This is a genomic window from Sphingomonas sp. (assembly GCF_019746015.1).
In the GTDB taxonomy this organism is placed as follows: Bacteria; Pseudomonadota; Alphaproteobacteria; order Sphingomonadales; family Sphingomonadaceae; genus Sphingomonas.
The window spans coordinates 1-16,826 of sequence record NZ_JAIESM010000050.1; the positions used below are offsets into that span (position 1 = coordinate 1).

Genomic DNA, 16,826 nt, shown 5'->3' on the forward strand with positions numbered 1-16,826 from the left:
GCGCGCCCGGAACGATTCGAACGTCCGACCCTCAGATTCGTAGTCTGATGCTCTATCCAGCTGAGCTACGGGCGCGCGGGAAGCGGCGCTATAGAAGGGGGATGCCGCCCGCGCAAGCCCCTTTCGCCCGTCAGTGGCGCAGCACCATGGTCGCGCCCAGCAGCGTGGCCAGCGCCCGGTGCCGGCGCTCCACCGCTTCGCTGTAAAGCGCGATGTCGCCGGGCTTCAGGGTCAGCACCACCGCGTCGCCATCGCGGGTGAGCGTGGAGCGTTCAAGCGGCCCGGCCAGCCCGCCCGACAGCCGCTGGCCCAGCCGCATCGCCAGCCCCCAGGCCATCGCGTGGCGCAACTCGGCCGGCGGCGCGAGCGCGGCCAGGGGATCGGGGGAAACCAGGCCGCCCCCCAGCGAGGTGAACACCGCCTGCGCCAGCAGCGCGCGGCCAGCCGCGTCGATCGCCACCCAATTGCCGTGCAGCGCAATCTCCATGCCGCGTTCGGCGCGGAATTCCGGGTTGGCGCGCCAGCCGACATCGGCCAGCAGGCAGGCGGCGTGGCGCAGCCGGGTGTGGGCGGCATCCTCGCCCGCGAACAGCGGCGCGATCCAGTCGTCCAGAACATCGCCATGCTCGGGAAAGCGGCCGAGCCGGCGCCCCTCGTCGCGCGCGGCGGCGATCAGCGGGTCCTGCGCGCGCTGCTCGGCGTTGAGCGCGCCATAGAGCAGCCCCTCGCGCAGGCCGAAGGACGACACGATCGTCTCGCGCGCACCCAGCTCGCGCACCAGCACGCCGAGCAGCGCGGCGGCGTCGCCCAGCGTCGGCAGGCGCGCGGCAGACAGGCTGGGAATGGCCCGCAGGCTGCTCTTGGAAATGTGGGACAGCGTGCGGCCCAGCCGGGTGATGGCTTCCGGGCTCAGCCGGTAATGGTGGATGATCGGCAGGGCATAGCCGCTCTGGTGCATGTCCAGCCGGGCGAGCGCCCGCCACGATCCGCCGACCAGATAGAAGGGCAGGTCCGCGCCGCGCCCTTCCCACCCGGCCTCCGCCAGCAGCTTGCCGACGCGGCGGGCGAATTTGCGGCCGCTATCGGCCCGCAGCGCGGGCAGGCGCAGCACGCCCAGCGGAAACGACGCGCGCTCATGCACCGCGCCCGCCTTCACCCGCACCAGTTCCAGGCTGCCACCGCCCAGATCGCCGACAATCCCGTCGGCATCGGGAATGGCGGAGATCACGCCCAGCCCCGCCGCCACCGCTTCCTGCTCGCCCGACAGCAGCTCCACCTCCAGCCCCAGCGCGGCGGCGGCGGCAAGCAGTTCGGCGCCATTGGCCGCATCGCGCACGGCGGCGGTGGCGACGGTGCGCAGCTGCGTCACCTCCATCTCGCGCGCAACGGCGGTGAAGCGGCGCAGCGCGTCGCGGGCGACCGCCATGGCGCCCGCATCAATCTCGCCGGTTGCGGCAAAGCTGCGCCCCAGCCCCGCCATCACCTTTTCGTTGAACAGGATGGCGGGCAGCCGCGCCGGCCCCTGATAGACGACCAGCCGGATCGAGTTGGAGCCGATGTCGATCACGCCCAGCCGGGCATCATCGGCCTGCTGCGCGCGGGGCTTGCGGAAGAACAGCGTCGCCACGCGGCTGGCTCAGCCCTGGCTCGCGCGGCCGCGCCGCCGCCCGCGCAGCGACAGCTTGGGCACCGCCACGCTCTTGGCCAGCGCCGCCCCGCGCCCGGACAGCGACGGATTGGTCATGAAATAGCGGTGCAGGTTGAACGGCCGGTCGCCGGGATCGGTGCGGACATAGCGGCCATCGCTCTGCAGCTCCCAGCTCTGTTCATTATCGATCAGGTTGGCCACCATCACCTGATCCAGCACCTGATCGTGCACGGTCTTGTTGAGGATGGGCAGCATATATTCCACGCGCCGGTCGAAATTGCGCGGCATCCAGTCAGCCGACGAGATGAACAGCTTTGCCCCGTCATTGGGCAGCGCGCGCCCATTGCCGAACGCCCAGATGCGGCTGTGCTCCAGAAAGCGGCCGACGACCGATTTCACCCGGATCGTCTCGCTCATGCCCGGCACGCCCGGGCGCAGGCAGCAGATGCCGCGCACGATGAGGTCGATCTGCACGCCCGCGCCGCTTGCCTCATAGAGCTTGTCGATGATCGCGGGGTCGACCAGCGAGTTCATCTTGGCCCACAGCGCCGCCGGCTTGCCGGCGCGGGCAAAGCCGATCTCGGCGTCGATCAGCTCCACCAGCCGCGCGCGCAGATCGCGCGGGCTCATGCTCAGCACCGCCATGTCGCTGGGTTCGACATAGCCGGTCACATAGTTGAACATCTGCGCGGCATCGCGGCCGATATCCTGATCGGCGGTGAAGAAGCTCAGGTCGGTATAGATGCGCGCGGTGATCGGGTGGTAATTGCCCGTGCCGAAGTGGCAATAAGTGCGATATCCGCCGCCCTCGCGCCGCACGACCATGGAGACCTTGGCGTGCGTCTTCCAGTCGATAAAGCCATAGACCACCTGCACGCCGGCACGTTCGAGCGCAGAGGCCCAGAGCAGATTCTGCTCCTCGTCAAACCGCGCCTTCAGCTCGACCACGGCGGTCACCGACTTGCCCGCCTCGGCCGCCGCGATCAGCGCGTTGATGACGCCGGGCTGCTTGCCGGCGCGGTAGAGTGTCTGCTTGACCGCCACGACATCGGGGTCGGCCGCCGCCTGGCGCAGAAAGGCCAGCACCACGTCGAACGTCTCATACGGGTGGTGGATGACGATGTCCTTGGACTTGATCGCGGCAAAGCAATCCCCGCCAAATTCACGAATCCGCTCGGGAAAGCGCGCGGTGAAGGGGGTGAATTTCAGGTCCGGCCGGTCCTCGTCGACCAGTGCGGCCAGATCGCCCAGCCCCAGAAACACCGCGCTTTCGGTGATGATCGCCTCGGTCCCGCCCAGCTCGGTCTTCAACAGCGCCTCGATCTCGGCGGGCATCTGCGGCTCCAGCTCCAGCCGGATCACCCGGCCGCGCCGGCGCTGCTTGATCGCCTTGGCGAAATAGCGGACCAGATCCTCCGCCTCTTCCTCGATTTCCAGGTCGCTGTCGCGCAGCACGCGGAACGCGGCAGAACCGTTCACAACATAGCCGGGAAACATCAGATTGGTAAAACGCCGGATCAGCGTTTCGATCGCCACATAGCGCGCGCCCTCCCCCGGCAGCCGCACGAAGCGGCCAAGCGCGGTGGGCAGCATCACCAGCTCGCGGAACACCTTGCCGTCGCTCTGGCGCTGCAGGTCGAACACCATGCTCATGCCCTTGTTGGGAATGAACGGAAACGGGTGCGCCGGGTCGAGCGCCTGGGGGGTGAGGATCGGGAAAATCTGGTTGCGGAAATGCACCTCCAGCCATTTGGCATCGGCGCCCTTGATGTCGCGCGTGTCGAGCACGGTGATCCCGCTCGACGCCAGCAGGCCGCGCAGCGTGCTCCACACCTGTTGCTGGCTGTCCATCAGCCGGTCGGCCTCGGCTGCCGTCAGCGCCAGCTGCTGCGCCGGCGTCAGCCCGTCGGCGGAAAGCTCGTCCACTTCCTCCACCTGCTGCCCGCGCAGGCCGGCGACGCGGACCATGAAGAACTCGTCGAGATTGGAGGCGGAGATCGACAGGAAGCGCAGCCGTTCGAGCAGCGGGTGGGCGGGGTTGCACGCCTCGTCCAGCACCCGCCGGTTGAAGCTCAACCAGCTCAGCTCGCGGTTGAAATAGCGCGCACCGCCGCCCGCCGGCTCGGTCACGGCGTCGTCGTCATCCATTTCGGCGAGCGTCGGGCGGTCCATCAATGTCCCCTGATTCGGCAGCCTGCCCCGGTATCAGGCCGGCGGCCGCCAATGTGGCCCGCGCAAGCGGGATCGACAAGCGCCTGTGGCTGGAGAATGCCGCCGCGTCCAGCGCATCGATCGCGCGGATCAGCGCCAGATGGCTGCGTTCCAGCCGCGCGGTCAGCCACTGGATGAGATCAGGCCGCGCGTCGAGCCCGCGCCGCAGGAAGCCACGCTCCAGCAGTGCCGCCGCCAGTGCCTCATCGGGGGGCAAAATGCGCGCGACCGGCGTCGCCGCCAGCCGCGTGCGCAGATCGGGCAGCCGCACCCGCCATTCGGGCGGCGGCGCATCGGCCACGATCAGCAGCGGCACCGCGCCCGCCTGCGCCGCGTTCCAGGCGTGGAACAGCGCGGTTTCGCCCTGCGCTTCGGCATCGTCGATCACCTGCCCGCCGCTTGCCCCGGCGAACAGCCGCGCGAGCAGGCTGCGCCCCGATTTGCGCGGGCCCGTCAGCAGTGCCACCCGGTCGGGCCAGCTGGGCCAGTCGCGCAGCATCTGCGCCGCCATGCGGTTGCTTGCGCTCAGCAGAAAATCATCGTCGCTGGGGTCAGGCGGCCAGACCAGCGGCAGGGCAAGCTGGTTCATCCCGAAAGCGAATTGTCCGAGGAGAGATCGGGGTTCAGGATCGGCGCGGGGCGCGCAGGCCGGGTGATGCGCAGCGCGCCGGTCCCCGAAATCACCTGCCACCCGCGTGCTTCCAGTGCTGCGCGCAGCGCGCCCAGATCGCCCTCATAGCTCACCCGTAGGACGGAGACGCCACCCAGCGCCAGGCTGACCAGAGACACGCCGCGCACGCCGGGCACGCCGCGCAGGCTGGCCTGCCCTGCATCCACCGCCGCGCTGCTGGGGGTGTCTACCTGCACGATATAGGTGGCCGCTGCGGTCGCCACCGGCAGCTGATCATTGCCCAGGATCGAGTCGTCGATCACCGGCACATCGACGGGTGCTGCCGGCAGTCGTGCGAGCAGGCCGGGGTCGACGCGCAGCGTGCCGGCAGAAAGCGCTTGCTGATAGGTCTCGTCGATCCGCTTGATGCCGGCGTCGAGCAGCGCGGGCAAAGCCTCGCCATTGCGCACCCGCAACGAAAAGCGCGTCAGCAGCAGATTGTCCGGCCCGAAGCGCGCCTGGAAATCGCCCACCACCGGCCCGCCCGGCCATTGGCGATAGATGTGGACAATCGGGATCACCACATCCTGCGCGCCATAGGCGGCCAGCACCGACCGCCACCAGCCGCGCCCGCGCCGGTTGATCTGGCCATGGTTCAGCAGCAGCGGATCAGGCCCGGTCGCTGCCGGGCGAACATAGTCGATGGCGCTGTTGCCGGTGTTGAAGCGCGCCCAGGCATCGACCCAGGCGCTCTTGCGCTCAAATGCCAGCGGGGCGCCGCCGGACCACATGATCGGCAGCAGCAGCAGCGGCGGCGAGCGCGTGATCGCCGCCGACACGCCCAGGATCGCGGCCGCCCGGTCACGGTCGAACCGCACGCCCAGCCGCGCGATATAGCGCGTCGGGCTGATCTGCTCGCGCTCAACCACAATGCCCGAGACAATCGAATCGAGCGTGCCATCGGGCAGCATGCCGCCGCCAGCGCCCAGCCGGCGCGACAGCATCACCCAGCCCTTGCGCTGCGCCATCCGCCACCCGGCCTGGCGCGCGGCCTCCGCATTGGGGGCGCTCGCGTCCACCTCGACGCCGCTCACCTCAAAGCTGCTGCCGCCGCGCTGCGCATGCACGCCGATGCTCGCCCCCAGCGTTAGGAGCGCGACCAGGGCGATCAGCAAAAGCAGCGGGCGCAGGGGCATTGCGCGCCCTTTTGGCGAACCAGACGTGGAAATCCAAGCGCGTTATCGCTAGGCGACGTGCATGAGCACGGATAACGCCCCGCCCGACCGCTATACCTACGCCCAGGCGGGTGTTTCGATTGCCGCCGGCAATGCGCTGGTGCGCGCCATCGCGCCGCTGGCCCGCGCCACCCGGCGACCGGGCGCCGATGCCGATCTGGGCGGCTTTGGCGGCTTTTTCGATCTGAAGGCGGCGGGCTTCACCGATCCGCTGCTGGTGGCGGCGAATGACGGTGTCGGCACCAAGCTGAAGCTTGCCATTGAGCATGACCGGCACGAAGGCGTCGGCATCGATCTGGTCGCGATGTGCGCCAACGACCTGATCGTTCAGGGTGCCGAGCCGCTGTTCTTCCTGGATTATTACGCCTCCGCCCGGCTGGAGCCGGCAGTGGCCGAGCGCGTGATCGCCTCGATCGCCGAGGGGTGCCTGCTTGCCGGCTGCGCGCTGATCGGCGGCGAGACCGCCGAAATGCCCGGCATGTATGCCGAGGGCGATTACGACCTGGCCGGCTTCTGCGTGGGCGCGGTGGAGCGCGACCGGGTGCTGACCGGCGCCACCATCGGCCCGGGCGACGTGATTCTGGGGCTGGCCTCGTCAGGCGTGCATTCCAACGGCTTTTCGCTGGTGCGCCGGCTGGCCGCCGACAAGGGCTGGAAGATGCGTCACCCCGCCTTGTTCGACCAGGATGTGCTGCTGATCGACGCGCTGATGGCGCCGACGCGCATCTATGTGAAGGCGCTGCTGCCGCTGATCGCCGAGCGGCGCATTAAGGGGCTGGCGCACATCACCGGCGGCGGCCTGCTGGAGAACATCCCCCGGGTGCTGCCGCGCGACATGCATGCGGTGGTGGACGCCGACGCCTGGCCGCTGCCCCGGCTGATGGCGTTCCTGCAGGCACAGGGGCGGATCGAGCCCGAAGAGCTGGCCCGCACCTTCAACTGCGGCATCGGCATGGCGGTGATCGTCGCCGAGCATGAGGCACTAGGCGTTGCAGAAGCGATGCGCCTGGCCGGCGAGACGGTGTTCACCATCGGCCAGGTGCAAAGCGGGCAGCGCGGCTGCACCGTGCATGGCGGCGCCGAGACGTGGAGCGCGCGCGCCGCCTGGCGTGCGGTGCACCACCAATGACCGCGCGCCGCAAGGTTGCCATCCTGCTGTCGGGGCGCGGCTCCAACATGCAGGCGCTGGTGGCGGCGGCGCGGGAGGCGACATGCCCCTATGACGTGGTGCTGGTCGCCTCCGACAAGCCGGGCGCGCCCGGCATTGCCTGGGCCGCCGAGCAGGGACTGCCGACCTTCGCCGTCAGCACCAAGGGCCGCGCCAAGGCCGATTATGAGAGCGAAATCGACGCGCGGCTGCGCGACGCCGGCGCCGAGTTCGTGGCGCTGGCGGGCTATATGCGACTGCTGTCCGACGATTTCGTCGCGCGCTGGCGCGGGCGCATCCTGAACATCCACCCCTCGCTGCTGCCCAAATATAAGGGGCTGGACACCCATGCCCGCGCGATCGAGGCGGGGGACAAGACCGCCGGCGCCTCCGTCCATGTCGTGACCGAGGACCTGGACGCGGGCGAGGTGCTGGCGCAGGCGGTGGTGCCGATCCTGCCCGGCGATACGCCCGCCACGCTCGGCGCGCGCGTGCTGGCCGCCGAGCATCGCCTCTATCCGCGCACGCTCGCGCAGTTCGTCAGCCGGTGAGCGCGGCAGACCCGCTCGCCCGCGTGCGGCAGATCGCGCTCGCGCTGCCCGACGCCGCCGAGAAACTGTCGCACGGCATGCCCGGCTTTTACGTGATGAAGGGGCGGTTCTTCGCCTATTTCTGGCACAACCACCATGGCGACGGCCGCCTTGCCGTCGTCGTGAAGACAGGCGGCCGCGACGAGCAGGCCATGCTGATGGAGATCGACCCCGACAGCTATTTCATCCCGCCCTATCTGGGGCCGAGCGGGTGGATCGGCATCCATCTGTCGGGCGATGCGGTCGACTGGGCGCGGGTGGAAGACCGCATCGCGATGAGCTGGCGCCTCGCCGCGCCGCCGCGCCTGCTCGCCCGGGTGGACGCCGCCGACTGACGGCGCCCTGCCCCGGCGGTGGCTCAGCCGACGAGTTCGTCGGCCTTGAAGAAATAGGCAATCTCGATCGCCGCGTTTTCGTCCGAGTCCGAGCCGTGGACCGAATTGGCCTCGATCGACTCGGCCAGTTCGCGGCGGATGGTGCCCGGTTCGGCATTGGCCGGGTTGGTCGCGCCCATGATGTCGCGGTTGCGCTTCACCGCGTCCTCACCCTCCAGCACCTGCACCACGACGGGGCCGGAGATCATGAAGCTGACGAGGTCGTTGAAGAAGGGGCGCTCCTTGTGCACCGCGTAGAAGCCCTCGGCCTGCTCGCGCGACATGCGGATGCGCTTGGACGCGACAACGCGCAGGCCGGCTTCCTCCAGCATCTTGGTGACGGCACCGGTCAGGTTGCGGCGGGTGGCATCGGGCTTGATGATCGAGAAGGTGCGGGTAACGGCCATCGCCGGGTAACTCCTGTGCAAGAAAAAGGGGAGGATTCGCCGCGCGGCCCTAGCCAGTTTCACGCGTGCCGACAAGGGCAGGTCGCCGGGTGAACCAGCCTTGCCAAGCCCAAAAGCCTCAACCCCATGCCTGAGCTGGCATTGACCGATTGATTTGATATCGTAACGAGTTGAACGACTTGAGCATGGCAAAAGGGGGAGAGTAATGCGCCGAATGATCGGACAGGCGATGAAGGCCTGCATGTTTGCGCTTGGTCTGGTGATGGCGGTCCACGCGCCGCCCACACGTGCTGGCGATGCCGGGCAGTCGGCGAAGCCCGCGCGCGTCCGGGCCAAGCCGCAGATCGTGCGCGGCCAGTTCGCCAACAACATCCAGCAATTCCCATGGCAGGTCAGCATGGGCTTCATCAGAGACTTTCCTGGCGGATCGACCTATTTCCACCTTTGTGGCGCATCGATCATTGCCCCGCGCGTCATTCTGACCGCTGCGCACTGCATGTACTGGGGGAAAGGTGCGCCCCGGGAAGGGCAACAGATGTTGCCAAGCGAAATCACGATCTTCAGCGGCAAGAGTACGTTGCCACCATCGGGCTTTGCGCGTTCCACGCTCGACTGGCGCTTCACCGAAGTCGACAGCATTGCGGTGCACGAGCAATTCACGCGGGAAGCGAACGGCGCCCTGCTGAACGACATCGCGTTGATCTTCACCAAGGACAGCTTCCCGCTGGTCAGCCTGCCGCTGAATGCCAGCGCGCCGGTTCAACTGGACAAGACCGGTACGTCGCTGGCCGGCGACCTTTTCATCGCCGGCTGGGGCTCGACGGCGTATAATGGCCCAAGCTCGGCCGCTCTGCTCTATACCACCATCAGGCAGCTTGCCGGTTGCTCCTTGGAGACGACCACCCGTTTCTGCACCGGGTTCGGCCCGAATAACTCCGCGCCCTGCGAAGGCGACAGCGGCGGCCCGCTTGTCGCCCAATATGTCGCGCCCGCCAATGGCGCACCCGCAACCGCGGTGCAGGTCGGCATCGATTCCACCGGCGCCAGCTGCGGTTCACCCACCGTGTTCACCCGCGTTTCGGCCTTTTCGTGGTGGATCGCGCAACAGCGGGCCGCCTTCTACCTGCGCGCGCGCAGCCTGTTCGACATAGTTCTGCCCAACGGCAAGACGCCAGGCCATGACGCCGATCTGCATACCCGCTGGGTGTTCAAGCAGCCGGTCGTGATTGGCCCGGGCGACCGGCAGATGGACCGATTTGGGGCATCGATTCAGGGGGCAGATGATATCGTTCTACCCTTTGACGGATGCTATTACGGCGGCGACGGCCCACGCGAACCCTTAAAGGTTGTCTGCCCCGCGCGCGCGCGCCGGCTGAACGAGACGGAATTGGCGGCCATCATCGGCTTTGCGGAAATTCTCGATCCCAGCGTCATAAAGGACAGGATCGATTGCATCGCGGGCGTGTATTTCTATGCACTGTGCAAGCGTTATCCGGAGAACATGTTCGTCAACGACCCGAACGTTCAATTCGACAATGCGCGATATTACATCGTGACCGAAGCGCCTCACGCCGGAAGTTCGCCCGCCATCTTTCAGGAGGTTACCCGGAGCAACCTGTAGCCCGGTCGCTGCGGGCGGGGTGATCCGCTAAGGCTTATCCCGCCTGTTCCCAGCCGCGTTCGCCCTGTTTCCAGTAGCGCCGCTCGACGCCTTCGGCATTGGCCAGCGCTTTCCAGGCGGCGCGGGCGGCGGTGATGACGCTGTCGTCGAACAGGTGGAAGGCGCGGTCGAAGCCCAGCGCCGCGTCGCGCCACTGGCCATCGGCGATCAGGATGTGGCGCGCGCCGTTGCCGGCCGCGCTGTCGCCGGCGATCAGCACCGGCTGCTCGGCATCGGCCGCGCCGCCGGCTTCGGCATGGGGCAGGAAGCTGGCGGGCGCATAGTCCCACAGCCGCGCATCGATTAGGGCGCGTTGCGCGGGGTCGGCGCTGACGATCAGCAGCCGCCCGCCACCCGCCACCACGCGCTCGGCCAGTTGCGGCACCACGCGCTCAACCGGCTGGCGCGTCAGGTGATAGAAATCGACCTGCATCGCCCCTCCGCCCTGGCGCGGCGCGCGCTCACCCCTCGAACTGGTCGGCGACCAGCCGGTCGAGCAGGCGCACGCCATAGCCGGTGGCGCCCTTGTCGTAAGTCGCGCCGGCCTTGTCGGCCCACACCATGCCGGCAATGTCCAGATGCGCCCAGCGCACGCCCTTGTCGACGAAGCGCTGCAGGAACTGCGCGGCGGTGATCGAGCCGGCGCCGCGCGGGCCGACATTCTTCATATCGGCGATCGGGCTGTCGATCAGCTTGTTATAGGCATCGGCCAGCGGGAAGCGCCACAGCAGGTCGCCGGTTGCCTTGCCGGCGGCGAGCAGCTGGTCGGCCAGGCCATCGTCATTGGCGAACAGCCCGCCATGTTCGCTGCCGAGCGAAATGATCATCGCCCCGGTCAGCGTTGCCAGATCGATGATCGTCTTCGGGCGGTGGTTGCGCTGAACCCAGGTCAGCGCGTCGCACAGCACCAGCCGGCCCTCGGCATCGGTGTTCAGGATTTCGATCGTCTGCCCCGACATCGACGTTACGATGTCGCCGGGGCGCTGGGCGTTGCCGTCGGGCATATTCTCCACCAGCCCGCACACACCGATCACGTTGGCGCGTGCCTTGCGGAGCGCCAGCGCCTTCATCGCGCCGGCCACCGCGCCGGCGCCGCCCATGTCCCACTTCATGTCTTCCATGCCCGGCCCGGGCTTCAGGCTGATGCCGCCGGTGTCGAAGGTGACGCCCTTGCCGACCAGCGCGAGGTCGGGGTCACCCGGCCCCTTGCCCTGCCATTTCAGCACCAGCAGCTGCGCCTCACGCACCGAGCCCTGGCTGACGCCGAGCAGCGCGCCCATGCCGAGCGCGGTCATCTCCGCCTCGCCCAGCACCTGAAGCTCCAGCCCCAGCCCCGCGACATCGGCACGCACCCGCGCGACGAAGCTTTCGGGGTAGATCACATTGGGCGGTTCGGAGACGAGCGAGCGGGTAAGCGCCACGCCGTCGGCCACGGCCTGCTGATGCGCCCAGGCGTCGGCCGCCCCTTCCGGCGCGGCGGCGAGCAGCATTTCGGACAGCGTCGGCTTCTGCTTTTCGGGCAGCTTGGTGCGATAGGTGTCGATCCGCCAGGCGCGCAGCCGGGCCGCGACCGCGAATCGGGCAACCGCCGCCGCAGAAGGAGCGCCGGGCAAGGCGGCCCAGTCGACCGCCACCGTCTTCGCCCCCGAGCAGAGCAGCTTCGCGGTCAGCGCGCCGCCTGCGCGCTCATAATCGCTTTCGCCGCCGGTGCCGACACCGATCAGCAGCAGCTGCACCACATGACCGCCATGGCTGACAAACGCCTCGGCAATGGTGCCAGCCTCGCCCTCGAATCGCGCGGCGCGCGCGGCGGACAGGATCAGCGTCTGCGCTGCCGTGTCGAGCGCGCCAAAGACCAGCCGGTCCAGCCCGTCCTTCTCCACCGGCATGGCCAGCAGCGTGGCGGTTTCGGGAACGGTCGGGGCGAAGCGGATATCCATGGTCAAGCCTTATCGTTGAGTCGGGCGCGCAGCGGCTCCTTTAAGACGAAGCGCGCCCGCGTCAAACCGGGCAGCGCCGCGATTGCCCCGGCCGGCAAGCGATGCGATAGGGCGGGAAAAGCGGCAAAAGCCGCACGGGCAACAAAGGGGTCGCTTTTTTCGTGAGGTTTCGTGCGCTCTTGGAGTCCTGCGCGACGCTGGCGGTGCTCGTCGCGCCGGCGCCGCTCTTGGCGCAAAGCCTGCAGGACCGGGCGAGCCTGCCTGCGCCGCCCGAGCCCGCCACGCCCGACCGGGCAGGTAATCCCGAGGACCCCGGCAGCGCCAGCGACACCGCACACCCGGTCAGCTTCAGCGCCGACGAAGTCGATTACGACACCGAAAAGGACATCATCGTCGCCACCGGCGATGTGCGCATGTATCGTGAGGGCAATCGGCTGCGCGCCGACCGGGTGGTGTGGAACCGCAATACCGGCCAGGTGGTGGCCAATGGCAATGTCGTTGTCATCAACCCCCGGGGCGACACCGCCTATGGCGACGAGATCACGCTCACGGACACGCTGAAGGACGGCGTGGTCGACAATATGCTGGTCGTGCTCGATCGCGGCGCCAGGCTGGCGGCCGAGCAGGGCCGGCGCGATGAAAGCGGCATCACGCTCACCAACGCGGCGTTCACGCCCTGCGCCGTGGTCGATTCCGGCAACTGCCCCAAGCAGCCGAGCTGGAAAATCTCGGCGGTGCGCATCTTCTACAACCCGGAAAAGAAGCGCGTCTATTACAAGGGCGCGCAGATCAGCGTGTTCGGCGTGGCGACCATTCCGCTGCCGGCCTTTTCCAACCCCGTCGGCAACGGCACCAATACCGGCCTGCTGGCCCCCGACATCCGCTTCGGCGTGGTCAACGGCTTTGAATATGCCCAGCCCTATTACATCTCGATCAGCGAGAATCGCGGGCTGAAGATCACGCCGCGCTTCTTCAGCCGGCTGCTGCCGATGGCGCAGGCGGAGTATACCGCGCTCACCAGCAGCGGCGCCTATCGCATTGCCGGCTATGCCACCGCGTCGGACCGCACCGATGCCGAACTGTTCGGCGAAGCGCCGCCGCGCACCGTAAACAACGTGTTCCGCGGCTATCTGGAAGGGTCCGGCCGCTTCATCCTGGGCGAGAACTGGAGCGCGAGCGGGTCGTTCCGCGTCGCCAGCGACCGCACCTTCCTGCGCCGCTACGACATTTCGCGCGACGACCTGTTGCGCAGCACGATGCGCGTCGACCGGATTGACACCGACAGCTATTTCGCGATCACCGGCTGGGCGGTGCAGACGCTGCGCATCAACGATCGCCAGGGGTTGCAGCCGGTGGCGCTGCCCGAAATCGATTATCGCCGCCGCTTCCGGGGCGTGCTGACCGGGGTGCTGGAGCTTCAGGCCAACACCATCGCCATTTCGCGCTCATCGGGCCAGGATACGCAGCGCGCCTTCGTCAGCGGCAAATGGGACATGCGGCGCGTGCTGCCCTGGGGCCAGGAACTGACGCTGACCGGCTATCTGCGCGGCGACCTTTACAACGCGGTGCAGACCGAGCTGACGACGGTTGCCAGCTATCGCGGCAACCGCGGCGTTACCGTGCGCGGCATTGCGGCCTTCGCCGTTGACGTGAAATGGCCGTTCATCGGCCGCGCTTTGGGTGGCGCGCTACGGGTTACGCCGCGCGCGCAGCTGGTCGCCTCACCCAAAATTGCAAACCTGCTCGTGCCCAACGAGGATTCGCGCGCGGTGGACCTGGAGGACTCGAACCTGTTCGCGCTCAACCGCTTCCCCGGTTATGACCGGTTCGGCGGCACAACGCGCTTCGTCTATGGCGTCGACTGGGGGCTGACGCTGCCGGACTTCACCATCACCGGCAATATCGGCCAAAGCTATCGCTTCAGCAGCCTGCCCGAATTCGTGCCGGTAGGAACCGGATTTTCTGACAGCCTGTCGGACATTGTCGGCCGCACCGAAATCCGCTTTCAGGACCTGCTCGCCGTGACCCACCGGTTCCGGCTGGACAAGGACAATTTCGGTTTCCGCCGCAACGAGCTGGACCTGACCGTCGGCACGCGCGGCAGCTATCTGCTGCTCGGCTATCTGCGGCTCAACCGCCAGATCACGCCGACGCTGGAGGATCTGCGCGACCGCGAGGAAGTGCGCGCCGGCGGCCGGTTGCAGATCACCCGCTTCTGGTCGGTGTTCGGATCGGGCGTGATCGACCTGACCACAAGGCGCGCCGACCCACGCTCGCTGACCGACGGATTTTCGCCCGTGCGGCACCGCGCCGGCGTTACCTATGAGGATGACTGTCTGCGCCTGGGCATCACCTGGCGGCGCGATTATCAGGATACCGGCGACGCGCGATCGGGCGATGCCTTCTTGTTGACGCTTTCCTTCAAGAACCTTGGCCGCTAAGACGCGGTTCAGCCGCGATCAGCCAGGATGCCTGTCGCCACCCCCTACTCAATCGCAAGCGGACGAGATTGATGAAGCTTTCCCCGATTCGCACTCTAGCCCTGATGGGTGCCGCGCTCGCTTTGTGCGGTGCCGCCCTCGCGCAGACGGTGCCCGACCAGTCGACACCGGAAAACCCGCTGAACATTCCCGCCAACCTGCAGGTATTCGGCAAGCGCGATCCCAATGTGCGCAAGCCCACCGCCATCGTGAACGACGCCGTCATCACCGGCACCGATGTCGAACACCGCATGGCGCTGATCATTGCCGCCAACGAGCTGAAGCTGAACGCGGAGGAGCGCGAGGCGCTGCGCGTGCAGATCCTGTCGCAGCTGGTCGATGAAACGCTGCAGTTGCAGGAAGCGCGCGCGGCCGACATCAAGATCAACCCGGCCGAGGTCGACAGCGGCTTCACCCGCGTCGCCGCCCGGTTCCAGCGACCGGTGGGCGAAATGCGCACCTATCTGCGCTCGATCGGCTCGTCGGAACGCAGCCTCCGCCGCCAGATCGAGGCCGAAATCTCCTGGCGCCGGTTCCTGCAGCGGCGGATGGTGCCGGTGAACATCAGCGACGCCGAGGTGCAGTCGATCCTGAAGCGGCTGGAAACGCAAAAGGGCACGTCCGAATTCCACATCAAGGAAATCTATCTGACGGCAACGCCCGAGCGCGAGCAGCAGGTGCTGAGCGAGGCACGCGCGCTGATGGAGGAAATCAAGACCGGCAAGCGCCGGTTCGAGGATATTGCGCTCGCCCGGTCGGAAGCCTCCACGCGCGGCGTCGGCGGCGATCTGGGCTGGGTGAAGCCGGGCACGCTGCCCGAGGGCCTTGCCCAGGCCGCATCGGAAATGGAGCCCAACCAGCTGGCCGGCCCGATCGAGGTGCCGGGCGGCTATTCGCTGATCTATCTGGTCGACAAGCGCCAGCTGATGATGGCCGATATACGCGACACCAAGCTGAACCTGCGCCAGCTGTCGATCGCCTTCCCGCCGGACATTACCGAGGCGGAGGCGTCGAACCGGGTCGCTGCCTTCTCCAAGGCGATCCAGCAGATCAAGGGCTGTGGCGACAGCGCCAAGGTGGCCAGTGCGCTGGGCGCCGAAGTGGTGGACAATGCCTCCATCCGCGTGCGCGACCTGCCCCCGCAGCTGCAGAATATCCTGCTGAAGATGCAGGTGGGCGAGTCGACCCCACCCTTCGGCTCAAAGGCTGAAGGGGTGCGCACGCTCATCATGTGCGGCCGCGACGAACCGACCGCGGGCGGCCTGCCCAGCGCCGAGCAGATCCGCAATTCGGTGGAGGATCAGGCGATGAACCTGCGCGCCGACCACAAGCTGCGCGACCTGCGGCGCGATGCCGTGATCGAATATCGCTGATTGCGCCGCCCCCCACCCAACGATAGCCTGAGGGCACCATGATCGAGCCGGTCGCCATATCGATGGGAGACCCGGCAGGGATCGGGCCGGAGGTGATCGCCAAGGCCTGGGCCGCGCGCGACACGGCCCGCCTGCCGGCCTTTTTCGCGGTGGGGGACCCGCGCGCGATCGAGCGGGTGTGGGACGGGCCCGTCGCGCTGATCGACGCGCCGGCACAGGCGGCCACGCTGTGCGGCACCGCGCTGCCGGTGCTCAACGTCCACGACGCGGGCGATATCATGCCCGGCACGCCCGATGTCGATGGCGCACGCTGCGCGCTGCAATCGCTGGAAATGGCCGTGGGGCTGGTGCGATCGGGCGCGGCCGGCGCGCTGGTGACGGGGCCGATTTCCAAGGCGCAGCTTTACCAGATCGGCTTCACCGACCCGGGCCAGACCGAATTCGTTGCCGAACGCTGCGGCATTGCGCGCGAAAATGCGATCATGATGCTGGCCGGGCCGGATCTGCGCGTGGTGCCGATGACCACCCATGTGCCGCTGGCAGAGGTTTCCGCGTTGCTGACGGTGGAGCTGATCGTCGCGCGCGGCCGCGCCACCGCCCGGGGCCTGACCCGGAATTTCGGCATCGAGGCGCCCCGCCTGACCTTTGCCGGGTTCAATCCCCATGCCGGCGAACAGGGGATGATCGGGCGCGAAGAAATCGAGCTGATCATCCCGGCGATGGAAATTCTGCTGAGCGAGGGGATCGACACGACCGGGCCGTTCGCCGCCGACACGCTGTTCCACCCCCGCGCCCGCACCCGGTATGACGCGGCGCTGTGCTGCTATCACGATCAGGCGCTGATCCCGATCAAGACGCTCTACTTCGACGAGGGCGTGAACATCACGCTGGGCCTGCCGATCGTGCGCACGTCGCCCGACCATGGCACCGCCTTCGACATCGCCGGCAAGGGGCTGGCCCATCCCGGCGCGATGATCGCCGCGATCCGCATGGCGGCGGACGCGGCCGAACACCGGCTGACGAGCGGATTATGACCGCGCTGCCGCCGCTGCGCGAGGTGATCGCGCGGCATGGCCTGGTGGCGAGCAAGGCGCTGGGCCAGAATTTCCTGTTCGACGGCCAGCTGCTGGCGCGCATTGCCGCCATTCCCG

General features: G+C 67.9%; 14 protein-coding genes, 1 tRNA gene and 1 pseudogene. 8 read left to right on the forward strand and 8 right to left on the reverse strand.

Annotated elements, in window-relative coordinates; translation table 11 throughout:
• Position 1: 1 nt before the first annotated feature.
• The 5 genes from K2Y03_RS07685 to K2Y03_RS07705 form a co-directional block, all read right to left on the reverse strand.
• Positions 2-75: transfer RNA gene (locus K2Y03_RS07685), tRNA-Arg, on the reverse strand.
• Between the two features lie 55 nt (positions 76-130).
• Positions 131-1,627 (reverse strand): Ppx/GppA family phosphatase, encoded by a 1,497-nt coding sequence (locus tag K2Y03_RS07690; RefSeq protein ID WP_294089716.1) that lies wholly within the window; start codon positions 1,625-1,627, stop codon positions 131-133.
• A gap of 9 nt (positions 1,628-1,636) precedes the next feature.
• Positions 1,637-3,796 (reverse strand): RNA degradosome polyphosphate kinase, encoded by a 2,160-nt coding sequence (locus K2Y03_RS07695; protein ID WP_294089735.1) that lies wholly within the window; start codon positions 3,794-3,796, stop codon positions 1,637-1,639.
• Complete coding sequence (locus K2Y03_RS07700) at positions 3,789-4,448, reverse strand: chromosomal replication initiator DnaA (protein ID WP_294089718.1); 660 nt, start codon at positions 4,446-4,448, stop codon at positions 3,789-3,791. Before K2Y03_RS07700 ends, K2Y03_RS07695 begins: the two co-directional genes overlap by 8 nt.
• Complete coding sequence (locus K2Y03_RS07705) at positions 4,445-5,665, reverse strand: heavy-metal-associated domain-containing protein (RefSeq protein WP_294089719.1); 1,221 nt, start codon at positions 5,663-5,665, stop codon at positions 4,445-4,447. Before K2Y03_RS07705 ends, K2Y03_RS07700 begins: the two co-directional genes overlap by 4 nt.
• Positions 5,666-5,726: 61 nt before the next feature.
• Here K2Y03_RS07705 and purM point away from each other — a divergent pair, with 61 nt between their 5' ends.
• From purM to K2Y03_RS07720, 3 genes are read left to right on the forward strand one after another with little or no spacing between them, the layout of a single operon-like run.
• On the forward strand, positions 5,727-6,833 hold the full coding sequence (gene purM, locus K2Y03_RS07710) for a phosphoribosylformylglycinamidine cyclo-ligase (RefSeq protein WP_294089720.1): 1,107 nt from the start codon (positions 5,727-5,729) through the stop codon (positions 6,831-6,833).
• Complete coding sequence (gene purN / locus K2Y03_RS07715; RefSeq protein ID WP_294089722.1) at positions 6,830-7,402, forward strand: phosphoribosylglycinamide formyltransferase; 573 nt, start codon at positions 6,830-6,832, stop codon at positions 7,400-7,402. Before purM ends, purN begins: the two co-directional genes overlap by 4 nt.
• Positions 7,399-7,776, forward strand: coding sequence for an MmcQ/YjbR family DNA-binding protein (locus K2Y03_RS07720; RefSeq protein WP_294089724.1), 378 nt, complete (start codon positions 7,399-7,401; stop codon positions 7,774-7,776). The genes purN and K2Y03_RS07720 overlap by 4 nt, the downstream gene beginning before the upstream one ends.
• A gap of 23 nt (positions 7,777-7,799) precedes the next feature.
• On the opposite strand, the gene ndk is transcribed toward K2Y03_RS07720, so the two are convergent.
• Entirely contained in the window at positions 7,800-8,222 is a 423-nt protein-coding gene (ndk, locus tag K2Y03_RS07725; protein ID WP_294089726.1) for a nucleoside-diphosphate kinase, read from the reverse strand.
• 214 nt (positions 8,223-8,436) lie between these two features.
• Between ndk and K2Y03_RS07730 the strand changes: the two genes are divergently transcribed.
• Positions 8,437-9,843 carry a serine protease gene (locus tag K2Y03_RS07730; RefSeq protein ID WP_294089727.1) on the forward strand — a complete coding sequence of 469 codons (1,407 nt, stop codon included), beginning with the start codon at positions 8,437-8,439 and terminating at the stop codon, positions 9,841-9,843.
• Positions 9,844-9,877: 34 nt separating this feature from the next.
• On the opposite strand, the gene K2Y03_RS07735 is transcribed toward K2Y03_RS07730, so the two are convergent.
• Together K2Y03_RS07735 and K2Y03_RS07740 are read right to left on the reverse strand one after the other, a co-directional pair.
• Positions 9,878-10,315, reverse strand: coding sequence for a DNA polymerase III subunit chi (locus tag K2Y03_RS07735; protein WP_294089728.1), 438 nt, complete (start codon positions 10,313-10,315; stop codon positions 9,878-9,880).
• 28 nt (positions 10,316-10,343) lie between these two features.
• Positions 10,344-11,822, reverse strand: a complete 1,479-nt coding sequence (locus K2Y03_RS07740; protein ID WP_294089729.1) for a leucyl aminopeptidase — start codon at positions 11,820-11,822, stop codon at positions 10,344-10,346.
• A 161-nt stretch (positions 11,823-11,983) separates the two neighbouring features.
• Between K2Y03_RS07740 and K2Y03_RS07745 the strand changes: the two genes are divergently transcribed.
• From K2Y03_RS07745 to K2Y03_RS07760, 4 genes and pseudogenes are all read left to right on the forward strand, one after another.
• Complete coding sequence (locus tag K2Y03_RS07745; protein ID WP_294089730.1) at positions 11,984-14,263, forward strand: LPS assembly protein LptD; 2,280 nt, start codon at positions 11,984-11,986, stop codon at positions 14,261-14,263.
• A gap of 104 nt (positions 14,264-14,367) precedes the next feature.
• Complete coding sequence (locus K2Y03_RS07750) at positions 14,368-15,675, forward strand: peptidylprolyl isomerase (RefSeq protein WP_294089732.1); 1,308 nt, start codon at positions 14,368-14,370, stop codon at positions 15,673-15,675.
• Between the two features lie 38 nt (positions 15,676-15,713).
• Positions 15,714-16,709, forward strand: coding sequence for a 4-hydroxythreonine-4-phosphate dehydrogenase PdxA (gene pdxA / locus K2Y03_RS07755; protein ID WP_294089734.1), 996 nt, complete (start codon positions 15,714-15,716; stop codon positions 16,707-16,709).
• Positions 16,706-16,826, forward strand: a pseudogene (locus K2Y03_RS07760) (16S rRNA (adenine(1518)-N(6)/adenine(1519)-N(6))-dimethyltransferase); the annotation flags it as partial. The gene pdxA and the pseudogene K2Y03_RS07760, both read left to right, overlap by 4 nt.